At 63.4% G+C, this 19314-nt stretch carries 16 protein-coding genes; 1 reads left to right on the top strand and 15 read right to left on the bottom strand.

Annotated features, from left to right (window positions below; translation table 11 throughout):
* Positions 1-17: 17 nt before the first annotated feature.
* The 11 genes from AU252_RS01755 to AU252_RS01705 form a co-directional block, all read right to left on the bottom strand.
* Positions 18-1040, bottom strand: coding sequence for a DUF4192 domain-containing protein (locus tag AU252_RS01755; protein WP_058929254.1), 1023 nt, complete (start codon positions 1038-1040; stop codon positions 18-20).
* A gap of 351 nt (positions 1041-1391) precedes the next feature.
* Positions 1392-1601: a hypothetical protein gene (locus AU252_RS01750; RefSeq protein WP_058929253.1), complete on the bottom strand. Its 210-nt coding sequence runs from the start codon at positions 1599-1601 to the stop codon at positions 1392-1394.
* 1158 nt (positions 1602-2759) lie between these two features.
* Positions 2760-3611, bottom strand: coding sequence for an inositol monophosphatase family protein (locus tag AU252_RS01745; protein ID WP_058929252.1), 852 nt, complete (start codon positions 3609-3611; stop codon positions 2760-2762).
* A gap of 60 nt (positions 3612-3671) precedes the next feature.
* The gene (locus AU252_RS01740; RefSeq protein WP_058929251.1) at positions 3672-4703 is read right to left on the bottom strand and encodes a zinc-dependent alcohol dehydrogenase; all 1032 of its coding nucleotides are present in this window, start codon (positions 4701-4703) and stop codon (positions 3672-3674) included.
* Between the two features lies 1 nt (position 4704).
* Entirely contained in the window at positions 4705-5463 is a 759-nt protein-coding gene (locus AU252_RS01735; protein WP_058929250.1) for an SDR family NAD(P)-dependent oxidoreductase, read from the bottom strand.
* An 11-nt stretch (positions 5464-5474) separates the two neighbouring features.
* Positions 5475-6512, bottom strand: a complete 1038-nt coding sequence (locus AU252_RS01730; RefSeq protein ID WP_058932695.1) for an NAD(P)-dependent alcohol dehydrogenase — start codon at positions 6510-6512, stop codon at positions 5475-5477.
* A 674-nt stretch (positions 6513-7186) separates the two neighbouring features.
* The gene (gene xylB / locus AU252_RS01725; protein WP_058929249.1) at positions 7187-8656 is read right to left on the bottom strand and encodes a xylulokinase; all 1470 of its coding nucleotides are present in this window, start codon (positions 8654-8656) and stop codon (positions 7187-7189) included.
* Between the two features lie 8 nt (positions 8657-8664).
* A complete protein-coding gene (locus AU252_RS01720) occupies positions 8665-9297 on the bottom strand; it encodes an SIS domain-containing protein (protein ID WP_058932694.1) in 633 nt (210 codons plus the stop codon).
* A 75-nt stretch (positions 9298-9372) separates the two neighbouring features.
* Positions 9373-10449: a substrate-binding domain-containing protein gene (locus tag AU252_RS01715; RefSeq protein WP_099093363.1), complete on the bottom strand. Its 1077-nt coding sequence runs from the start codon at positions 10447-10449 to the stop codon at positions 9373-9375.
* Between the two features lie 52 nt (positions 10450-10501).
* Positions 10502-11485, bottom strand: a complete 984-nt coding sequence (locus AU252_RS01710; RefSeq protein ID WP_058929248.1) for an ABC transporter permease — start codon at positions 11483-11485, stop codon at positions 10502-10504.
* 22 nt (positions 11486-11507) lie between these two features.
* On the bottom strand, positions 11508-13061 hold the full coding sequence (locus tag AU252_RS01705) for a sugar ABC transporter ATP-binding protein (RefSeq protein WP_240484301.1): 1554 nt from the start codon (positions 13059-13061) through the stop codon (positions 11508-11510).
* Between the two features lie 140 nt (positions 13062-13201).
* On the opposite strand from AU252_RS01705, the gene AU252_RS01700 reads away from it, so the two are divergent.
* Positions 13202-14128, top strand: a complete 927-nt coding sequence (locus tag AU252_RS01700; protein ID WP_058932691.1) for a sugar-binding transcriptional regulator — start codon at positions 13202-13204, stop codon at positions 14126-14128.
* 473 nt (positions 14129-14601) lie between these two features.
* On the opposite strand, the gene AU252_RS01690 is transcribed toward AU252_RS01700, so the two are convergent.
* From AU252_RS01690 to AU252_RS01675, 4 genes are all read right to left on the bottom strand, one after another.
* Complete coding sequence (locus AU252_RS01690) at positions 14602-15714, bottom strand: Gfo/Idh/MocA family protein (RefSeq protein WP_058929246.1); 1113 nt, start codon at positions 15712-15714, stop codon at positions 14602-14604.
* A gap of 100 nt (positions 15715-15814) precedes the next feature.
* Positions 15815-16108 carry a DUF1330 domain-containing protein gene (locus AU252_RS01685; RefSeq protein WP_058929245.1) on the bottom strand — a complete coding sequence of 98 codons (294 nt, stop codon included), beginning with the start codon at positions 16106-16108 and terminating at the stop codon, positions 15815-15817.
* Between the two features lie 52 nt (positions 16109-16160).
* Complete coding sequence (locus AU252_RS01680; RefSeq protein ID WP_058929244.1) at positions 16161-16982, bottom strand: enoyl-CoA hydratase/isomerase family protein; 822 nt, start codon at positions 16980-16982, stop codon at positions 16161-16163.
* A gap of 129 nt (positions 16983-17111) precedes the next feature.
* Positions 17112-19313: a beta-glucosidase gene (locus AU252_RS01675; RefSeq protein WP_205630622.1), complete on the bottom strand. Its 2202-nt coding sequence runs from the start codon at positions 19311-19313 to the stop codon at positions 17112-17114.
* Position 19314: the final 1 nt, after the last annotated feature.

Below are 19314 nucleotides of genomic sequence, written 5' to 3'. Positions count from 1 at the left end.
TCGGCTCCCTTTCTGGGTCAGAGCGTTCGGTAGGCCTGGGTTTTGCTGGTGGCCCATCCGGCGACGAGGCCGCAGCCCAGCATCTGGCTCATGAGGCGGGCGAGGCGGTAGTCCGGGTCGAACGTCCCGGCGAAATCCATCAAGTCGGACGCGATGGAGCCCTTGCCTTTCCACCAGGCGATGCAGCCGAGAACGGTCAGCGGGGCTGCGGCATGCTCGGGGGCGGCGACGGCGTAAAGCTGCCGCAATAGACCTTCGGCGGTGTCGATCCGATCCCAGTCAGGGGCCGGGTTGGACTCGCCGAACAGCAGGAGTTCCATCGGTAGGTCCAGACCGGGCATGTCCGCGATAAGCCTGTCCCTGAGCTCGGGAATTTGCAGCTGGGCAAGAACTTCGGCGAGCTGTGCCGCCGTCGGCTCCTCCCCGCCGTCGATGAGGCTGGACCAGAGCCCGACGGCGTCGGCTGTCCGCTGGGCGGAACTCTGTGCCACGGCGGCATTGAGGTGGGTTTCGACCTCGGCGGTGAACTCGGGCGTGACGGCTCGGCTGGGGAGGGCGAGGGCCAGGCTCTCTCGGATCTGGCTGCCGCGGAAGATGAGTTCTGCGTTGAGCAGGCTCGACTGGACCGTACCGAGCGGGATGTCCGGGCCGTAGGAAACGGGGTGGATCCTGAACTCGGCAATGGACGAGGGTCCGACAATCCAGCCGGCCTGGATCGGCATTCCGGCCAGTGCCAGTTGTTGGGCGAGTGATTCGACGAGGGGGCCGAAGAGGGCATCACTGTCGTCGTCGCGGTTGGTGTCGGTGAAGATCGCGAAGACGGCCGCCGTTGCGTCCTGGTCGCTGCGGAGGTAGCCGCCGACTCTTCGTGCGTACATGTGGGCGTGGTCGGGTGTGGTGGGCAGGTCGAGTCTGAGGGTGGCGCCCATCCTGTTCTTTTGGAGTGAGATGCAGACCAGGCTTTCGTGGGGCCAGTAGCCGAGGCTGTGGCCGATGAGGCTGACGAGGTCGGCCGGTGTGGTGATGTGCAGGGTGTCCATGGTGATCTCTCCTCAGTGGTTGGCAGTGGCCTTGTTTGGTTTGGCCTTCTGCTCTGGTGGTGCCTTCTGGTAGAGGAATCACCGCTGGGTATGAGGGACCGGAGGGCAACCCGGGGGACCGGGCAGGGGGAGGAGATTGTTGTGAGGAAATAAGCGACGCAGGAGCGCCGAGGAACAATGTCCGGGGGAATGCCCGGCGCGCAGCGCGCGGGTTGCGTGCAGGGACCGCCCAGCGATGATGGGGGACCAGAAGGCCCCTCCTGACTCGTTAGCTAGAACGCAAGGCCGGATGGTTGGCATGTTCAAAGCTCACGGTGGACTGGCATGTGGGTTGATCTGCCGGGCCTTGGGTCAGATGTTGGAGAACGATATGGGCGGCTCGCTGCCATCGTCCTTCTGGATCCACGCCAGATAGTCCGCCAGAGACATCATGCAGTAGTAGTGGTCGCAGTAGGTTTGTGGCCTGGGCTCGGCGCGGTGGATTCCGATGTTCTGATGCGAGGACGAGGGTGCTTGTTGTTCGCACGGACCGAAACCTGAGCTGTTGTGGTCGTCGGACATGATGGCCTCCTGACTTTAGAGACCTTGTTGGCCTCGTCACCCTTTCATGCCGCGATGGCGATCGGCGACATGACCATCGCAATCCCGGGAGCAGGGGCGCTACCAGCTAAACCCTTTCGAGAGCAGACCAGGTCGTCGTGCGTAGCGGCATCCGCGTTTGGGAGCGGCGCACGTGGTGCGTCTGCGGATCCCCTCGCCGCGAGAGGGGAGCACCACGGTGTGAGGGTGGATCGGGGTGCGCGGGCCCGAGATCTTCAGCCGAGTGGCCGACGGGCCTGGGTGCTTGGTCATATCTGTCCCTGACCGTGAACGCGGACTTCGACATGAGTTGATCCGGTGTGTTCATCCTCGGGGATCATCTCGTTTGCCGCCTCAAGCGGCTGTCGGCGTCGGCATTCCGGCTAGGGCCAATTGCTGTGCGCTTTCTTCGGCGGGGGACGACAACTGCGTCGCGATCGTCGCCCCGGCAGGTGTCGACTAAGGCCGCGAAGGGACCGCTTTTGCATCGTGGTCTTTGCGCATGTACCGCTGGCTCTTCGGGCGCAGATGAGGTGGCGTGGGCAGGTCCAGTCTGACGGTGGCGCCCATCCTGCCATCTTGGATTGACATTCAGGCCAGGGTCTCAAGGTCTGTAGCCGAGGCTGTGGCCGATGAGGCTGACGAGGTCGGCCGGTGTGGTGATGTGCAGGGTGTCCACGGTAATCTACTCTGCGATTTGCGGGGGCGGCTATTCGACTGCCTGTCTCGTGTTGTGGTTGCAGGAACGTCAACGGCCGTGTCAAGAAGTCCGATGCCGGCCGAATTGACGAGGACAGCCGGCGCGCCCGCCGAGGCGATGACGCTGGAACTAACTTCTCGGACGGCGTCTTGATCTGTTAGATCCCGCACAATGGCGTGGTGGGAGTTGCCTGGGAGCTGGGCCATGGGGTCGGTTACAATTTCGCTCCGGTCCACGCCGCCGACGAGGGACCCTCGTTGAGCAATGCTCGGCGACGGCATAGCCGATCCCGCTGGTGGCACCCGTGACGACGGCAACCTTGCCGGCATACTCCTGTTCCATGTTGCTGCTCCTCGTGTTGGTCAATGTGCTGGCCGCCGGGTCGACCCGCACCTGTTCGTGGTCTTCATAGTTGGGGGTCTCTGCTGGCGCGTCGCCAGCTAAAGGATTGAGGCGTCGCCATACAGTGGCTTGAGGGCTTCTTCCAGCCGTGCGTACGTGGCTGGGGGAGCGGCGATCAGCAGGTCATAGCCTTCGGAGTTGCCGTCGAAGCCTCCGACGACGGCGCCGGCTTCCCGTGCGATGATCGAGCCTGCTGCGTGGTCCCAGGGGTTTACGTAGGATTCGTAGTAAGCGTTGACGCGGCCGCTGGCGACCGAGCACAGATCGAGGGCGGCGGAACCTGAACGGCGGATGTCACGGACACTGCTGATCAGTCCGTTCAGGATCGCGGTTTGTCCGGTCCGCCGCTCCGAAGAGTAGGTGAACCCGGTGGCGACGAGGCTCAGCGACAGGTTGGGTGCTTCGAGGGCTTTGATCGGCTTTCCGTTCAGGGTCGCTCCGCCTCCCAGCGCGGCGCTGTAGATTTCCCCCAGGGAGGGAACAAGGATGGCACCCGCGAGCAGCCTCCACGTTCCGGGGTCGGGGTCTCCTTCTACGACGGCGATGCTTACAGCCCAGGCAGGTATGTCGTAAAGGTAATTCACCGTCCCATCAATTGGATCTACGATCCAGGTGAGGCCGCTGGAACCGGAGCTGGAACCGCCTTCCTCTCCGAGGAAGGCATCGTCCGGGCGGGCCTCCTGGATGAGTTGGCGGATCAGTGTTTCGGTTTCGCGGTCGGCTGCCGTGACGACGTCCTCGGGAGATGATTTCGAGCCGAGGAGCGACACTCCGGCGCGGCGGAGCTTGAGTGCATTCGCTCCTGCGTCGCCGGCCACGCGTTCGGCCAGACTGCGCAGCTCATTATGGTGGGGGTTTTCGCCGCCGGCGGGGTCCAAGCGACCGCTCATTGAACTCCTTCCGAACGGAGGCCGGCCCGCAGGCCGGCCTCCGTTTCCTTGGTGGAACCGTTAGGAACCTACTGTGATGAGGACCTTGACCTGTTCGGGATCATCGGATGCCCGGAAGGCGTCAGCGGCCTGCTCGATATCAAATGTCGCGGTGACAATATCCTCGTACCGGAAAGGTTTCTCGCGCAGCAGCTCAATAGCGGAAAGTACGTCCTCGCGGACGAACATGAGGTTCCCCATGATGGTCAGTTCGCGGTCCTGGACGAGGTCCAGGTCCACTGTCGTCGGCCCGCTCGGCACGCCCACCGTCATGAGCTTGCCGCCCTTGTCCAGCACTTCGATAGCGAGGTGGACGGTTGACTCGCGGGAGACGCAGTCGAAGACGACGTGCGCTTTGCCCTGTAGGGCTTCGAGGGCTTCTTCGGCAGCTTTCGGCGAGCTGGAGTTGAAGCTGCCGTGTGCACCAATCCGGACGGCGCGATCCATCTTGGATGGCAGGATGTCTGCCACGACTACCCGTGCTGCGCCGGCGTGCAGGGCAGCGATAGCCGTGAACAGGCCGATCGGGCCAGCTCCGAGCACAACGACCCGCTTGCCTGTGAGATCGCCGGCGCGCCGGACGGCGTGCACGGGTGTGGACATGGGCTCAATCAACGCTGCCCATTTGTCCTCGAGATCGTCAGGCAGAGGGACGACGCGGTCGGCCGCGATGGTAAACATGTCTGTCATGCCGCCGGGGGTCTGGCATCCGAAGACCTCAAGGGTGGAACAGATGTTGTACCTGCCCTCCTTGCACTGGTCGCATTTGCCGCAGGAGAGGTTGGGTTCGATGACGACGCGCTTGCCGTTCAGGTCCGGAGCGGTGCCGCTGCCGACACCCGTGACGACCCCGACGACTTCGTGTCCGGGCCAGAAAGGCAGGGACATGAAGGGGTGGCGTCCGTGGGCTGCATGCATGTCCGAGCCGCAGATGCCGACTATGGTGCTGCGGACCAGGACCTCACCGGGTCCGGCCTGGGGTTCCGGGATTCTTTCCACGGCGATGTCGTCGAATGAGTTGACGACGATGCGCCGCAATGTCTGCTCAGTCATCTCACACCGCCGTGTATCCACCGTCAGCGACAAGCACTGAACCGGTGATGAAGGAGGCAGCGTCGCTGGCGAGGAAGACGACCGACGGTGCGATCTCTTCCGGGAGCGCGAAGCGCTGCTGAGGGGCGTCTTCGACCCAGTACCGCTGGAAGTCGGGACGGTCGACCGGTGCCATCTCGGTCTTCACGTAGCCCGGGGCGACGGCGTTTACCCGGATATTGTGGGGCGCCCACTCGACAGCAAGGGACTTTGTCAGGTGATGAACGGCTGCCTTGGAAGCGTTGTAGGCAGGCTGCCACTGGGGCCGGTTGACGATGAGACCGGACATGCTACCGATGTTCACGATGGAGCCGGCACCCTTATCCCGCATGTGGGCGCCCACGGCAATGCTTGCCTTCCAGAGCGCACGAACATTCAGGTCGAAGACGTTCGCCCACTGCTCGTCGGTGACGTCAAACGAGGCGTTGTGATAGCACGTTCCGGCATTGTTGACGAGGATGTCAATGGATCCGAGCCCCGTGATGGCTTCCTGGGTCATGCGGGTGACCTGCGCATCGTCAGTTATGTCAACGGTGATGGTAACGAAGTCGTAGCCCGCCTCCTTCGCTTCGGCGGCGACCTGGGCGTTGCGCTCTGCGCTGCGCCCGGCGATCGCGACCCGTGCTCCTGCTTCTGCCAGGCCGAAGGCGAATGCCTTGCCCAGTCCCTGGTTTCCACCGGTGACGAGGGCGGTTTTTCCTGTCAACGAAAATGGTGACATGGGATTTCCTTTCACTTAGAGGGGTATACGACAGACTTGAGGGAGGCCGGGTCTTGGTCGCTCTCAAGGGCTTCTTCGGCCTGGTCCAATCCGAACCGGCCGGTAACGAGCGAGTCCAGCTCCACGAGGCCGCTGGAGACGAGGTGGATGGCGGCTGGCCAGGTATCGGTGTACCGGAAGATCCCGGTCACGTTGATTTCGTAGTTCTGGATGTGCTCCACGGGCAGGGTCATTTCCGGGTTGCCTAGACCCACCAGGACGACGTGGCCGGCCGGGCGGACAGCTTTGATGCCTGCGGTTACTGCCCGGGGCGAGCCGCTGGCGTCAATGAACGCGTTCACGTCCAGACCTTCGTTCGCGATGTCAACCTCTACGGGGTCGATGACTCGGGTTGCCCCGTACTTCAAGGCGCGTTCGCGCTTTTCGGCCACCAGGTCTGTGACGATGACTTCTGCGGCGCCGAAGGCTTTGGCGGTCTGGGCGCAGATGATGCCGATGGGTCCGGCCCCGGCGATCAGTACGCTGCTGCCAGGTACTACGTGCGCCTTTCTCATCGTGGTGATGGCTACTGACAGCGGTTCCAGAAGCGCTGCGGCTTCGTCGGTGAGGTTGTCCGGAATGGCGTGCGCGAAGGCGTCCTGGATGACGGCGTATTCGGCGAAGGCGCCGTCGATCGGGGGAGTGGCGTAGAACTCCATGTGCGGGCACAGGTTGTAGAGCCCGGCGCGGCATTCACGGCATTTTCCGCAGGGGCGCTGGGGCTCGATTGCCACGCGTTGGCCGACCCTGGAGGGATCCACGCTGTCGCCGACTGCGACGATCGTGCCGGACACCTCGTGGCCAAGGACCAGAGGCCCGTCCACGACGAAGTCGCCGATCCGGCCGTGTCGGAAGTAGTGGACGTCGGAACCGCAGACGCCGACCGCGGCGATCTTGACGAGTACCTCGTCCGTTCCGTAAGCAGGTAGCTTTCGGTCCTCGATGGTGAGATTCTTCACGCCCACCAGCACGCTGGTGCGCATGGATTCGGGGAGATTGCTAGTCGACATGAGTCGCCTTTCTTGGATGGGTTCAAACAGGGCACGGCCGGAGATTATGATGGTTGCCCCGGCCTCCCAGGCCTCGGTGGCCACGGAGGCGGTGACACCACCGTCTATTCCTACCTTCCCTGTCGTTGCGAGGGCAGGAACCTTGTGCAGCTCCGTTCTGTCTGCAGGGTTTCGTGTTCCGGATTCGATCAGCATGACGAGCGCCCCGTCGACTCCGCTGACGGTTGTTGTGTCGGAGCCTACGGCGACTTCAGCCCAGATTTCTACGCGGTGGTCAGAAGGCTCGCTGAGGACACCGTTGAAAGTCTGCAGTGCCTCAGGTGAGGCAGCCAGGGTCTCTGCCTTGATCTCTTGGGCTGTCCTGATGGCCGTCTCTGCGGTTTTTCTGACACTTGGGGATAGGCCCGTTTCCGGGAGAATCAGGTGGACGTCAAGCCGTGCATCGGGGAGGGCGTCCCGAATGAGGAGCAGCTCCTCAGGTGAAACCCCGACATGGAGACCGTCGGCCGAGACGATGAAGTCGATATGGACGCGGTGCCCGGCGTGGTTGAGAATTTTCGCCGCTTCAAGGCGTTGGGGAGGTTGCACCGCGAAGAGGCTGCCGCTGATGATCTCCGGTTCAAACTTCCCGGCCCATTTGGCAATTCTCAGCGTGGGGGTTTTCGATTCTCCGATCACGTTTTGCCGTCCAGTTCTGCCACATCAGCGACCCGGCAGTAGGCAGCGAAGGCCTCCTCCCGGCTACCTGGGCGCGGTTCTGCCACCGTGGCCGCCGGGGGTGCCCAGTCGTCGCGGACTTGCGCGACTTTGCGTTGGGAGGCGATGGCTGCTGCTTGTACTGCAGCGCCTCTGGCTGTTGCTTCATCCTCGGTCGGCACAAGCACGGGCCTGCGGGTGATGTCGGACAAAAGCTGTGTGTATGCGACAGAACGGGCGCCGCCGCCCACCGCCAAAACACGTCCGGAGACGTCCACGCCGCTGCGCTCAAGGTGCTGCTGTCCACGATACAGACCGAAGACAACTCCTTCGAATGCTGCGCGTGCAATGTCTTCGCGGGTGGTCGCGGTGGTGATTCCGGCCAGAATGCCGGTGGCTGCTGGCCGGTTGGGGGTCCGTTCCCCATCAAGGAATGCAGCGAGAGAGGGACCATCGGTGGCGGGTGCTGCAAGGGCAAGTTCGGCCATTTCGCCCCTCGTTGCACCGAGGATACGGGCGAAGGTGTCCGTTACTTTAGCCGCGTTCAGCGTGCAGACCAGTGGCATGAATGCGTTGGTCATGTCGGCTACGCCATTGACGAGTCCGCTGAGGTCGTAGACAGGGGTGGGGTGCACGGTGGAGACCACTCCGGACGTGCCGAAGGAGTACACCACGTCTCCGCTTTGAACGCCGAGGCCAAGGGCTGCAGCATGCTGGTCGCCACCGCCGGCACCGACCAGGATGCGCCCCTTGAGGCCTAGTTCGGTCATTGCTTCGGGGCTCACTTGGCCGGCGGGTTCATCCGGACCCAGGACCTTGGGGAGCATGTCTTCCCACTCGCGGTCGGCAATGCGGTTGAGGAATTCCGGGAGGTAGCGGTTGGCTGCGGCGTCGAAGTAGCCCGTTCCGGATGCTTCTGACCGGTCTGTCACGTACCGGCCGGTCAGCCGGAAGGTGAGGTAGTCATGCGGCAGCAGGATGCGGCGAAGTTTTTGGAAGTTTGCCGGTTCGTGTTCTGCGAGCCAGGCAATTTTGGAGATGGTGAAGGCAGCGGTGGGCAGTGAGCCGACGGAGCGAACGAAGTTTTCGTCGCCGATGCGTTCGCGCAGCGTCATCAGCTCTGGGGTAGAGGTGGTGTCGTTCCAGAGTTTGGCAGGCCTGATGATGGTGTTCGTCTCATCCAGGGGAACCAGCCCGTGGCACTGGCCTGCGACGGATATTGCCGATACCTGATCCGGAGATGCTCCCGCGGCTGCGAGGGCCTGGCGGAATGCGGTGGTAAAGGCACCCCACCACTCTGCGGGATTTTGTTCGCTCAGCGGGGGGTAGGTGGGGGAGTGCGGGGCAGTTCCGGCGCCCATGAGGAAGCCAGTCTCAGCGTGGCGCAGCTGCACTTTGCATGACTGCGTCGATGAGTCGACTCCGGCGACTAGAGGTGCGTTTTTCACGGCGGGACCTACAGTTCGACGTCGGGCGGGAGCTCGGTCTGCTGGCCGACTACGCCCCCGGGGTGGATGTGCACCACTTCCTCCCAAGTTTGCCCGCGCAGGGCCATCAGGACGGTGGCAAGTGCGTCGCCCCAGGCGCCGGCGACGAGGGTGGAGCCCATGGCGATCAATCCGCCCGGATCGGCGTCCACGGGTTCGGTCTTGACCGCGGCGACCAGCTGGGCTGCCTTGGCGAACGGCGAAGCAGGATTTTCGGTTACGGCGACGACGGGGATACCCCGTTCGCCCAGGCGGGTGACAAGTTCAATAAGTTCGCTGGACTGGCCGCCCTTGGAGATTGCCACAACCATGTCCCCTTTAGTGATGGCACCCATGCCGCCGTGCAGGGCGTCCAGGCACGGCAGGTAAAACGCAGGAGTTCCCGAAACAGCGAGGAGGTGGGCGAGGCGTTCGGCCATGATCCCGGACGTTCCGGTTCCGGTGGTAATGACCTTGCCGCTGAGCTTTAGGATGTCCTGTGCGAGCAGGGCAAATGACCGGTCAATCTGGTTGCTTAGTCCTTCAACGGCACGAGCCTCCCGGCGGATGGCGGCCCGGGCTGCGTCGACGATGCTGTCGGCGGAGATGCTCGAAGTGGTCATGGAGTACCAATCTTGGTTGGAGGTTTTGGGCCGCGGTTCAGAACCGCGGCCCAAAACAAGGAGTGAAATGTGCGGTTACTTCTTCTGGCCGGGGAGGCCTTCGTAGGCGACGTCGCCGGTCTGCAGGTTTTCGTCCGTGAGCTTGCTCAGGTTCGCGAGGAACGGATCGCGCTCAGTGACGACGTGCTTGATGGCGTCGCCGACGTTTTCTGTCGTGATCGGCGGCATGAGGTACGTGTATTCCTTCTTCACGTCCTCTCCGCGGGCGATCCTTGCGGCGACGGCCACACCTGCGGCGAGCTGCACTGTGCCGTTCTGGAGGGAGGTGCCGATGAAGTCACCGCTCTTGACGGCGTTCAGGCCGTCTTCGATGCCGTCGATACCGACCACAGGAACTCCGCTGCGTCCTGCTTCGCGGAGGGCCTGGACGGCGCCGAGGCCCATGTCGTCATTCTGGGAGATGACTCCGTCGATTTCCCCGCCGAAGGCGGAAATCCAGTTCTTCATCTTGTTGACGGCTTCTTCGCGGCTCCAGTTGGCCGTGTCTTTGGCGAGAACCTTCACGTCCGGGTTCTTGGCGAGGACCTGATCGATGCCTTTGCCGCGGTTGATTTCACCGGACCCGCCCAAGGGTCCCTGGAGAACCACGATGTTGCCCTTGTTCCCGATCTTTTTCATCATCATCTCGGCTTCCTGCGCGCCGGCTGCGACGTCGTCCGGCTGGACGCTGGCGGTGATGTCCGGGTTGTTCAGTGTTGCGTTCACGTCGAGGACGGGGATGCCGGCGGCCTTGGCTGCTGCGATCTGGGGCTGGAGAGTGTCCGCTTGGACTGGAACGACGATGATGGCATCGACCTTCGCGCTGACGTACTGGTCGACCTGGCTTGCCTGGGTGCTGACATCGTTGTTGGCGGCATTCCAGAGGATCTCGATGTTGTTGTCCTTGGCATACTTGTCGATGCCTTCCTTGCCTTCGGTGATGAAGGAAGACATGTTGTAGACCGTGACTCCGACCCTGACAGATTTCTTTCCGCCCTCACTGGCGTTCTGCTGGGCGCTGGGGTCTCCGGCTCCGCAAGCGCCCAGCGTCAATGCCAGCGCCCCGGTTGCGACCACGGCAGTGCCGCGGCGAATAAGCTGAGTAATCTTCATTGATTCGATCTCCTTGCGTGGGTTTTTCAGGTTGTGGTGTTGAAAAGCGGTACTAGGTGCGGCGTTTGCTCGCCCAGACGTCGACGGCGACGGCGGTCACGATCAGCACGCCCTTGATGACGTCCTGCCAGAAAGCCGGAACGGTGAGGATGTCCAGGCCGTTGTTCAGGGTCATGATGAGGAGGAGCCCAAGGGCGGTACCCCAGATCGTGCCGCGGCCGCCCATGAGGCTGGCTCCGCCGATGACGACGGCGGCAATGGCATCCAGCTCATACCCCTGGCCCAGTGTCGGGGACCCGCTGATGACGCGGGAGGACAGCATGATGCCGGAGAGTCCTGCCAGGGCGCCGCTGATGGCGTAGACGCTAAAGAGCACGCGACCGGTCTTCACTCCGGCAATTTCAGATGCCATCCGGTTCCCGCCTACTGCGTAGATCCGCAGACCGTACGTGGTTCGGCGCATCATGAGGCCGAACCCGACGAGGCCGATGATCATGAGGACCACGGGAACGGTCAACCCCAGAATCTGGGTATTGGCGATCTGGCCGAAGGCCGCAGGCAGACCGTTGATCGGTGCGCCGCCCCCGACGACGAAGGCCAGGCCAGAGGCCAGAGTCAGCATTCCGAGTGTCGCAATGAAGGGCGGGACATTTATCAGCGAAATGACGGCCCCGTTGATCGCTCCGGCAACCAATCCAACGAGTACGGCCACGGGAACGGCGAACCACACCTGGTCCGGGAAGGTCTTGGCGAACAGTGCGCCGGACATGGCGCTGAGTGCGATCACGCTCCCCACCGACAAGTCGATGCCTCCGGTCAGGATGACCAGGGTTTGTCCCAAGGCTATGAGCGCGAAGGGGGCCGCTGCAATAAGGATCGTGGTGATGTTATCGATGGTCCCGAACCTGGCGCTGCGGTACAGGAAGAACGCGATAACGAAGAGCATTACTATGACCATCGCGTAGCGGATGGCGAGGTTCTGGAACCATTCGCGCGAGAACCGCGGAGTGGTCGGGCTTGCAGTAACTGTCGTCATGGTTATTTTCCTCTGAGTTTCACTAGGACAGTCCGCTGGCGAGGCGGAAGATTTTGTCCTGCACATCGGTCCGGTCAAGATCGTCGCGGCTAAGTTCGGCGGCTACTTCCCCGCCCCGCATGACAAGGGCGCGGTGGGACAGGCTGAGTACTTCGGGCATGTCGCTGGAGGCCATGAGGACGGCCATTCCCTGGGATGCCAGCGCCACGATGATGCGGTAGATCTCACTGCGGGCACCGACGTCGACGCCTCGGGTAGGTTCGTCCAGGATCAGCACATCGACCGGTCCGGTTAGCCACCGGGCAAGAACAACCTTTTGCTGGTTTCCGCCGGAAAGGGTCTCCATGGACTGGTTCAAGCCCCGGCTCTTGAGCCGCACCGACTCGGTTGCTTTGCGGACCGCCGCTCGGCGGGCGCCCTGTTTAAGCAGGCTTGCGGTGGAGAACGATGCGAGCCGGGGAAGGCTCGCATTGTCGAGCACGTCCATGGACAAGATAGCACCCGCTCCCTTGCGGTCCTCGGGGACGATCGCGATCTTCGCTGCGATCGCTGCCGAGGGGGAGTGCTTCTTGACGACACGGCCGGAGACTCGTACCTCGCCGCCCAGGGGGCGACGGATTCCGAATACGGTTTCGAGCAGTTCGGTCCGTCCCGCCCCGACAAGGCCGGCGAGTCCGACGATTTCGCCCCGCCGGACCGAAAGACTGACCGGCCCCCCGGCTCCATCGACTTCCAGGTTGTCGATCTCCAGGATGGTTTCCTCACCGGGGGTGTTGCGATCCGGGAAAAGGTCCTCGAGTTCGCGGCCGATCATGGCTGTGACGATGTCGTCGTCGGTCAGGAGGGCCAGCGGCTGATCGAGCACAAGGTTTCCGTCGCGCAGAACGACGACCCTGTCCGCTACAGCCCGGATCTCCTCCATTTTGTGTGTGGTGAAGAGCAGTGCGACGCCGCGGTCGCGCAGGTGCCGCATCACAGAGATCAGCCGTTCGACTTCCCGTTCTGCGATGGCGCTGGAGGGCTCGTCGAGCAGGATTGCCTTTGCTCCAGTGTTTGTTGCCTTGATGATTTCGACGATTTGCCTGATGCCAACAGGGAGGCTGCCCATGCGGGCTGTGGGATCAACGTTGACGCCGAACACTTCGAGGTTCTTGCGAGCCTCTTCGATCATCGCTTTGCGCTGCAGGCCGAAAACTCCGCGGATCTCCCGGCCGATGAAGATGTTTTCGTAGACGCTCAGGTCAGGGACCGACGCCAGTTCCTGCGGAACGATGCTGACGCCCAGGCGGTGTGCCATCTGGGTATTTCCCGCGTGCAGGTCTTCACCGCGGACAAACACCTCGCCACTGTCAGGACGGTATTGCCCGGAGGCGATCTTCATGAGAGTGGACTTGCCGGCACCGTTTTCACCCGCCAGTGCCGTGATGGTGCCGGCTTCCAACGTGAGCGACACGCCCTTAAGTACGGGCACGCCGCCGAACGCTTTTTCGATGCCCCGGCACTCCAGAGTGGATGGAGCGTTCGAAGCGTCACTGGGGGGATCCGTCGGCCTCATCCCCGTCGATGCGGTGGTCATTTCTGTTCCTTCCGCGTCGGACGCCGTCGCCCGCCGCTAATGCATCCCACTGTAAGACTCATCACAACAATCGTGCAAGAGCTGCGCTCAATTGAGCGGTTTGAGTGATACAGTACTAAGTGTGGAAGGCGGTGAAGCCCATGGTGGGACCGGATGAACGGGTAAGGATGGCGTACGTTGCGCGGCGCCATTATGTTGACAACGCAACGCAGTCCGAACTCGCCGAGGAAATCGGGGTGTCGCGGTTCAAGATTGCGAGGATGCTCGATCAGGCGAGGGAGCTGAACATCATCAGGTTCGACATCAGCGCAGGGGATCTGATCGACCCGGACCTCTCGGTGCAGCTGCGCACGAAGTTCGATCTGCAAAGGGCCATCGTCGTAACGGCACCGGGAGACACCAACGACATCGTGCGGGAGTACGTCGGCAAGGCTGCAGCACACCTCCTATCGGAAATTGTCGAAGAAGGCGACGTCATCGGCTTCACTTCCGGTCGGACCGTCCACGCGGTCGCCGGTTTCCTCGAGGTCCTCCCCAGGTGTGACGTTGTCGCCCTGGGCGGAGTGGCCGGACAGGCCACTGAACACGGGGTAGAGATTCTTCGCCGGGTCCAACGCATTGCCGGTGGAAAGATGTGGCCCATCTTCGCCCCCCTTGTGGTCCGCGATTCGGCAACCGCGCGGGCGCTGCTTCATGACCCGGTCATCCACGAGGCGGCATCCCAGTTCCGCCGCGTCACCAAAGGCGTAGTGGCGGTAGGAAGCTGGGCCCCCCCCAATTCGCAGCTTTACGACGCAGCCCGCGAACTCGGACTCGCCAGCGACCTCCTCGCCCAGGGTGTGGTGGGCGAGGTGGCGGCAACCCTCCTCGCTGAGGACGGCCGAATCATCACCACCCTCGACGACCGGACAATCGCCGTCAGGGCACATCAGCTCAGGAGCATACCCGAGGTGATCGGCGTAGGCGGTGGATCCTCGAAAGCAGGGGCCATGCGCGCTGCCATCACCGCCGGCCTAGTGACATCAGTCGTCACCGACACAACCCTCGCCCGCCAGTTGCTCAAATAGAAGACACGGGGGAGCACACAGCTAGGTGCAGTTCAGCGCGCCAACGAGGGAGCTTCATCCACGGGTCACGACGTTGCGTCCACGCCAATGCCCGCACTGGAACGATCATCGGGATACCCAGACAGCGCCCGTGGCCCGGGAGCAGCCTCCGGAAGACGTATCGGTACGCTCCGGAACGGAAGTAGCCGACGCGTGTGAGGAAGTTGAGCGCCTCGGCGCGGTCAGGAGTCGCGAGGCCACGGTCTTCGAGCTGTTGAAGCAGCTCCTCGCGCTCTTTGAATTCCTTCGTATACTCCACGCTTCACGGGGGTAACTACATTCGTGCCCTGCCGGCATTTTTTCTGGCTTTCAACGCAAAGGTTGCGGAACCCCGAGGATTAGACCATGCGTGGCCCCAATGGGTAGCGCTCCTCGTGTGTGAACTGCAGCGCTAAGTGGCGGCATTTCCGCTGCGCTAGATGTCACGCCTGGCGTCACCAGATGACCCCGGTGTCCTGGCGGGCGGTGAAGTGCTCGGCGGTGCGGGTGATTTGGTCGATGAGGTGATGCATGCGGACGCCGTCGCGGAAGTTGGGGGCGGTTGAGGTGCCCTGGAGCACGTCGTTGGCGTAGGCGGCGTAGAGGTAGGAGACGTCGTGGACGCTGGCGTCCAGGTCGCCCTGGTCGAGGTACGTGTACTCGTCTGGGACTGGCAGGGCGCTGAAGGTGGTCGCGTCTCCGGTCATGGCCTCGACGGTGTTGTCGTTCTCGTTCTGGAAGCCGCGGGGATTGGTGATGCGCAGGGCGCCACCGGAACCGGTGATGACGATCTGCAGGCCCGTCTTGAGTTTCTGGCCGCCCTCGAGCTGGATCGAGTACAGCCCCCCGTCACGAAGTTCGCCGATGGCCACGACCTCTGTAGGGACGCCGCTCGTCGCCTTCTCACCGGTCTCTGTGATGGTGACTTCCGGGATGTGGTTCGAGGTCAGAGCCGTGAGGGTCGCCGGCGGCCCGACTGTGGAGAAGAGTAGGTCGCCGAAGTGCCCGAGGTAGACCGGCAAGAGGTGGACGAAGTTCGTCGGATCGAGCACCCACGACACGCTCTCGGGCAGCTCGGCGCCGAATGCGTCAACGCCGACCGACATGGTCACACCGCGAATCTGCCCGATGAACCCCTGTGCGATGAGATCGGCGGTGTATCGGGCGCTGGGAGAGAGCCGGCGTTGAAGTCCCACGACGTGTCGGACTCCTTTCGCTTCGGCAAGGGCAAGTATCTCTTCGGAGTCAGCCGTGTTGGTGGTGAGGGGCCACTCGCTGTAGACGTCCTTACCGCCGGCGATGACGGCCTGGATCAACTCCTTGTGCTGGGGTGCGGGCGCGGGGATGACCACCAGGTCGACATCGGGGTGGGCGATGAGGTCGTTGTAGTCGTCGTAGGCGTGCGCAATGCTGTGCTCTAGGGCTAGTTCTTCGGCTTTGGCCTTCGTGCGGCTCGAGACCGCGACGACCTCGATGCTGTCAACGGTTTTCACTGCAGGGAGGTGGCCGTACGTGGCCCATCCGCCGACGCCGATAAGGCCGACGCCGATCTTCTTGTTCTGTGTCATGACTGTTTTCTTTTCGTTGTGTGTCCGCTGGGTGCTGCGCGGGGGTGGTGTCGGCGGCCAGGTCGCGTGACCCGGCCGCCGACAGCACGGGAAATGCAGGTCAGGCCGGGACGCCCTCGACGATGAAAACGCGGTACTCGGCTCCCTTGAGGCGATGCTTCATGGCCTCCTGGTAGAGGGGGCTGTCGTAGAGGGCGCGGGCTTCCTCGATTGTGGCGAACTCAAGGATTGCGGCACCGTCGACGGGTGCGCCCTCAAGGGTGTCGACCTCGCCGTAGAAGGCGAGGGGGTGCACGGTGTGCCCGGCCGATGCGGCGGGGGCTTTTTCTTCGTACTTGCGGAACTCATCGGGGTCGGTGATTCGGTCCCGGACGTAGACTACGTATGCACTCATGGTTGGTCCTTTCAAGGCGGTACCAGATTGGTGGTGTGGTGGGATGTGCAGGTCAGGCGGGGAGGTTGCCGATCTGGTGTCCGAGGTTCAGCTCGAACTCGCCTTCCTTGCCGAACCCGGCGGCTTGGAGCTTGGTGAGTGCTGCTGCGCCTTCGGGCCAGTTGTTGACCTCGGAGAGGATGTGGTTGGACGTCCAGAGGTCAGCTTCCGAGGGAACACCGGCGCGGGCATTGACCATCTTCTTGGCCAACTGCAGGGCGCGCTTTTCGAAGCGGCTGATGCGGCGGGCGAAGGCGTCAACGTAGTCGTCGAGTTCGTTGTCGGGGATGGACCGGTTGACGAAGCCGTAGAGTTCGGCCGTGTCGGCGTCGAAGTCGTCGGCTCCGAGGACGATCTCGAGGGCTCGGGAGCGTCCCACGAGCGCGACGAGCCATTCGGTACCGCCACCACCGGGGACGGACGCGCCGGCAGCTTCGACGAGGGCGAAGAGTGCTCGTTCACGGGAGGCGAAGCGGATGTCGCTGGCGAGGGCGAATTCAAACCCTTGGGCGCGGGCGCGGCCTCGAACCTTTGCGATGCTCAGGACGGAGGAGTTCGCCAGGCGCGTCACGAACGTTGGCCAGGAGGAGAACGGCTTGGCGCCGGGACGGTCGGGGAGGTCGCTGTTGCCAAGGTCGTGGTGGTTGACGAAGAAGTCCTCGTTGGCGCTCTCGAACACGACGACCTTCAGGTCGGCGTCGCGCTCGATGTCGTCCATGAGGACGTTTAGGTCAGCGAACAGCGACGGGTCCCACAGGTTGATGGGCGGGTTGTCGATGATGACTCGCCAGTAGGAGGGCGATTCGTGAATGATGGTGACGATTTTGTCTGACATGGGTGTTCCTTCTCTGCTAGCAGCCCGTGTGGCGGGCTGACTGTAAAAGCTGGGTCATCGCTAGACGACTGCCAGCTGGGTCATGGGCCGGAGGTTTCGGCCCGGGAATGCGCGCTCGCGGGCGCTGGTTCAATGGCGGGACGGTGCTGCGGGCACTGGTGCCGCCGTCAGCTCGATGCGCTGAGTGGGACCGTCTTCGTCGAGGGAGTGTGTGCCTACCCGGATTTCGTAGTTGCCCCCGGAGAGGTGGAAGCCGCCTTCGGTGTCGTTCCAGGAGGCGAGGATGCGCGGCTCGAAAACGACGTCGACGGGCTGGGTTTCGCCCGGCTCGAGGTCGACCCGGGCGAAGCCGGCGAGACGGTGAACGTAGTCAGCTGTGTCGGAGTTCACCCGAGCGACATAGATTTGAGCCACCGTGGCACCGGCCCGGTCCCCGGTGTTGGACAGGTATCCGCTGACCCGCAGGTCCGGGCCGTGGGCTGTGACGGTGAGGCCGCTGAAGGCGAACGTCGTGTACGACAGGCCCCACCCGAAGGGGAAGTCGGGGTAGTGCCCCTCCCGGGCGAACCAGCGGTAGCCGACGTCGCTGCCTTCGATGTCGTAATCGATCTCGACGATGTCACCGACAATGTCTTGGTTCGGGTTCGACGTCGTCGCGGCAGGGTCGAGCTGTTCCGGGCGGGGCAGCTGGTCAATGCTTTTGGGGAAGGTCACGGGGAGGTGCCCGGAGGGGTTTACCCGTCCGAAGATGACCCCTGCTATGGCTTGGGCGCCGCCGATGCCGGGATAGAACGCCGCGATCACGGCGGGGACAGATCGTGCCCAGGGAGTGCTGACGGCACCACCGGACTCGATGACGACAACGGTTCGAGGATTGACGGCGGCGATCGCCTCGATCAGATCGCCCTGCCCGTCGGGGAGGCTGACGCCTTGCATGTCGTAGCCCTCGGCGCGCCATTCTTCGGCGAACACCACGACGAGATCTGCTCTCGCGGCAGCCTCAAGGGTCCTAGTGGTGTCGGTGCCGTCGATGAAGTCGACGTGGGTGGCGTGAGCTTCCGCGCGGATGGCCTCGAGGGGCGAGGACGGGTGGATGACCCGATCGGCCCAGGTGCGATCGATGCCGGAGGGTTCACTCGTGGTGCCCGCCGGAGTGACGGCGGACGATCCGCCCCCGGCAAGCACTCCAGTATCGGCGTGCCGGCCGACGACCAGGACACGGCTAAGGCCGGTCGCCGCTGGCAGGAGGTCTCCGTCATTCTTGAGCAGGACGAGGCCTCGTTCTGCGGCGGCCTGCGCAAAGGCGTTGTCCCCGGCGATGTCGAGGACGCCACCGGGGACGGGCGGGTTGTCGAGGACGCCGACGCGGAAGAGTTCGCGCAGCTGGCGACGAACCATGTCATCAATCCGTGACTGCGGGACCCGCCCCTCCAGCACCGCCTCGCGAAGTGGGCCGGCAAAGTAAACCTCAGGATCGAAGTCCGCACCGGACTGCACATCGAGGCCGGCAAGTGCGGCCTTCTCAGAACTGTGGGTGGCACCCCAATCTGACATGACCCAGCCTCGGTAACCCCACTCACCTTTCAGAATGTCGTTAATCAGGTGGGCGTTCTCGCTCGCCCAGTAACCGTTGATCAGGTTGTAACCGGGCATCACGGAGCCCGGCTGGCCATCTTCGATGGCGATCTGGAACGCCAGTAGGTCAGATTCCCGGTGGGCGGCCTCGGCGATGCGGGAGTCGGCGAGTACTCGTCCGGTTTCCTGTCCGTTGGCGGTGAAGTGCTTCACCGTCGACACGACGCCCTGTTCCTGGATGCCCGCCACCGAAGCACCGGTGATCTTGCCGGTGAGGAGCGGGTCCTCGGAGACGTACTCGAAGTTGCGGCCACCGGTGGCTTCCCGGACGAGGTTCGCCCCGCCGGCGAGCTGCACGGCGAATCCCTGCGCACGGGCCTGACGCCCCACGAGCGCACCCGTCGCGCGGGCGGTGTCGACGTCGAAGGTCGCACCGAGAAGCAGCGACGACGGCAAAGCTGTCGCTTCGGCACCGGACCTGATACCGCCAGGGTTCGTTACGCCAAGGCTCGCATCGGACTGCTGGATGGCGGGGATCCCCAACCGCTCGATTGCCGGATAGTACGCGGCCGAGCCGAGGGCCTCATCGGGAAGGGGCGCATGGCCCGGGATGGGGATGGCGATGGGTCCGGAGATCCAGGCAAATTTCTCATCTTCACTCATCGCCTCGACCACGAGGTCAGCGCGCTCATCGGGTGTCAGGTCAATATCAGACCAGGGGCGGTCGATTGCTTCGTGTTCCTGCCGTCGGGTCATA

This window comes from Pseudarthrobacter sulfonivorans (assembly GCF_001484605.1).
Taxonomy (GTDB): Bacteria; Actinomycetota; Actinomycetes; order Actinomycetales; family Micrococcaceae; genus Arthrobacter; species Arthrobacter sulfonivorans_A.
The sequence above is the reverse complement of the archived record's forward strand: the minus strand, read 5'-3'. Positions and strand labels throughout refer to the sequence as shown.

Coding starts and splice junctions, on each gene's coding strand:
- AU252_RS01700 (WP_058932691.1), top strand. CDS start 13,202: ATGGTGGGACCGGATGAACGGGTAAGGATGGCGTACGTTGCGCGGCGC.
- AU252_RS01745 (WP_058929252.1), bottom strand. CDS start 3,611: ATGAGCGGTCGCTTGGACCCCGCCGGCGGCGAAAACCCCCACCATAAT.
- AU252_RS01730 (WP_058932695.1), bottom strand. CDS start 6,512: ATGTCGACTAGCAATCTCCCCGAATCCATGCGCACCAGCGTGCTGGTG.
- AU252_RS01675 (WP_205630622.1), bottom strand. CDS start 19,313: ATGACCCGACGGCAGGAACACGAAGCAATCGACCGCCCCTGGTCTGAT.
- AU252_RS01755 (WP_058929254.1), bottom strand. CDS start 1,040: ATGGACACCCTGCACATCACCACACCGGCCGACCTCGTCAGCCTCATC.
- AU252_RS01710 (WP_058929248.1), bottom strand. CDS start 11,485: ATGACGACAGTTACTGCAAGCCCGACCACTCCGCGGTTCTCGCGCGAA.
- AU252_RS01735 (WP_058929250.1), bottom strand. CDS start 5,463: ATGTCACCATTTTCGTTGACAGGAAAAACCGCCCTCGTCACCGGTGGA.
- AU252_RS01680 (WP_058929244.1), bottom strand. CDS start 16,982: ATGTCAGACAAAATCGTCACCATCATTCACGAATCGCCCTCCTACTGG.
- AU252_RS01750 (WP_058929253.1), bottom strand. CDS start 1,601: ATGTCCGACGACCACAACAGCTCAGGTTTCGGTCCGTGCGAACAACAA.
- AU252_RS01705 (WP_240484301.1), bottom strand. CDS start 13,061: ATGACCACCGCATCGACGGGGATGAGGCCGACGGATCCCCCCAGTGAC.
- AU252_RS01740 (WP_058929251.1), bottom strand. CDS start 4,703: ATGACTGAGCAGACATTGCGGCGCATCGTCGTCAACTCATTCGACGAC.
- AU252_RS01720 (WP_058932694.1), bottom strand. CDS start 9,297: ATGACCACTTCGAGCATCTCCGCCGACAGCATCGTCGACGCAGCCCGG.
- AU252_RS01685 (WP_058929245.1), bottom strand. CDS start 16,108: ATGAGTGCATACGTAGTCTACGTCCGGGACCGAATCACCGACCCCGAT.
- AU252_RS01715 (WP_099093363.1), bottom strand. CDS start 10,449: ATGAAGATTACTCAGCTTATTCGCCGCGGCACTGCCGTGGTCGCAACC.
- AU252_RS01690 (WP_058929246.1), bottom strand. CDS start 15,714: ATGACACAGAACAAGAAGATCGGCGTCGGCCTTATCGGCGTCGGCGGA.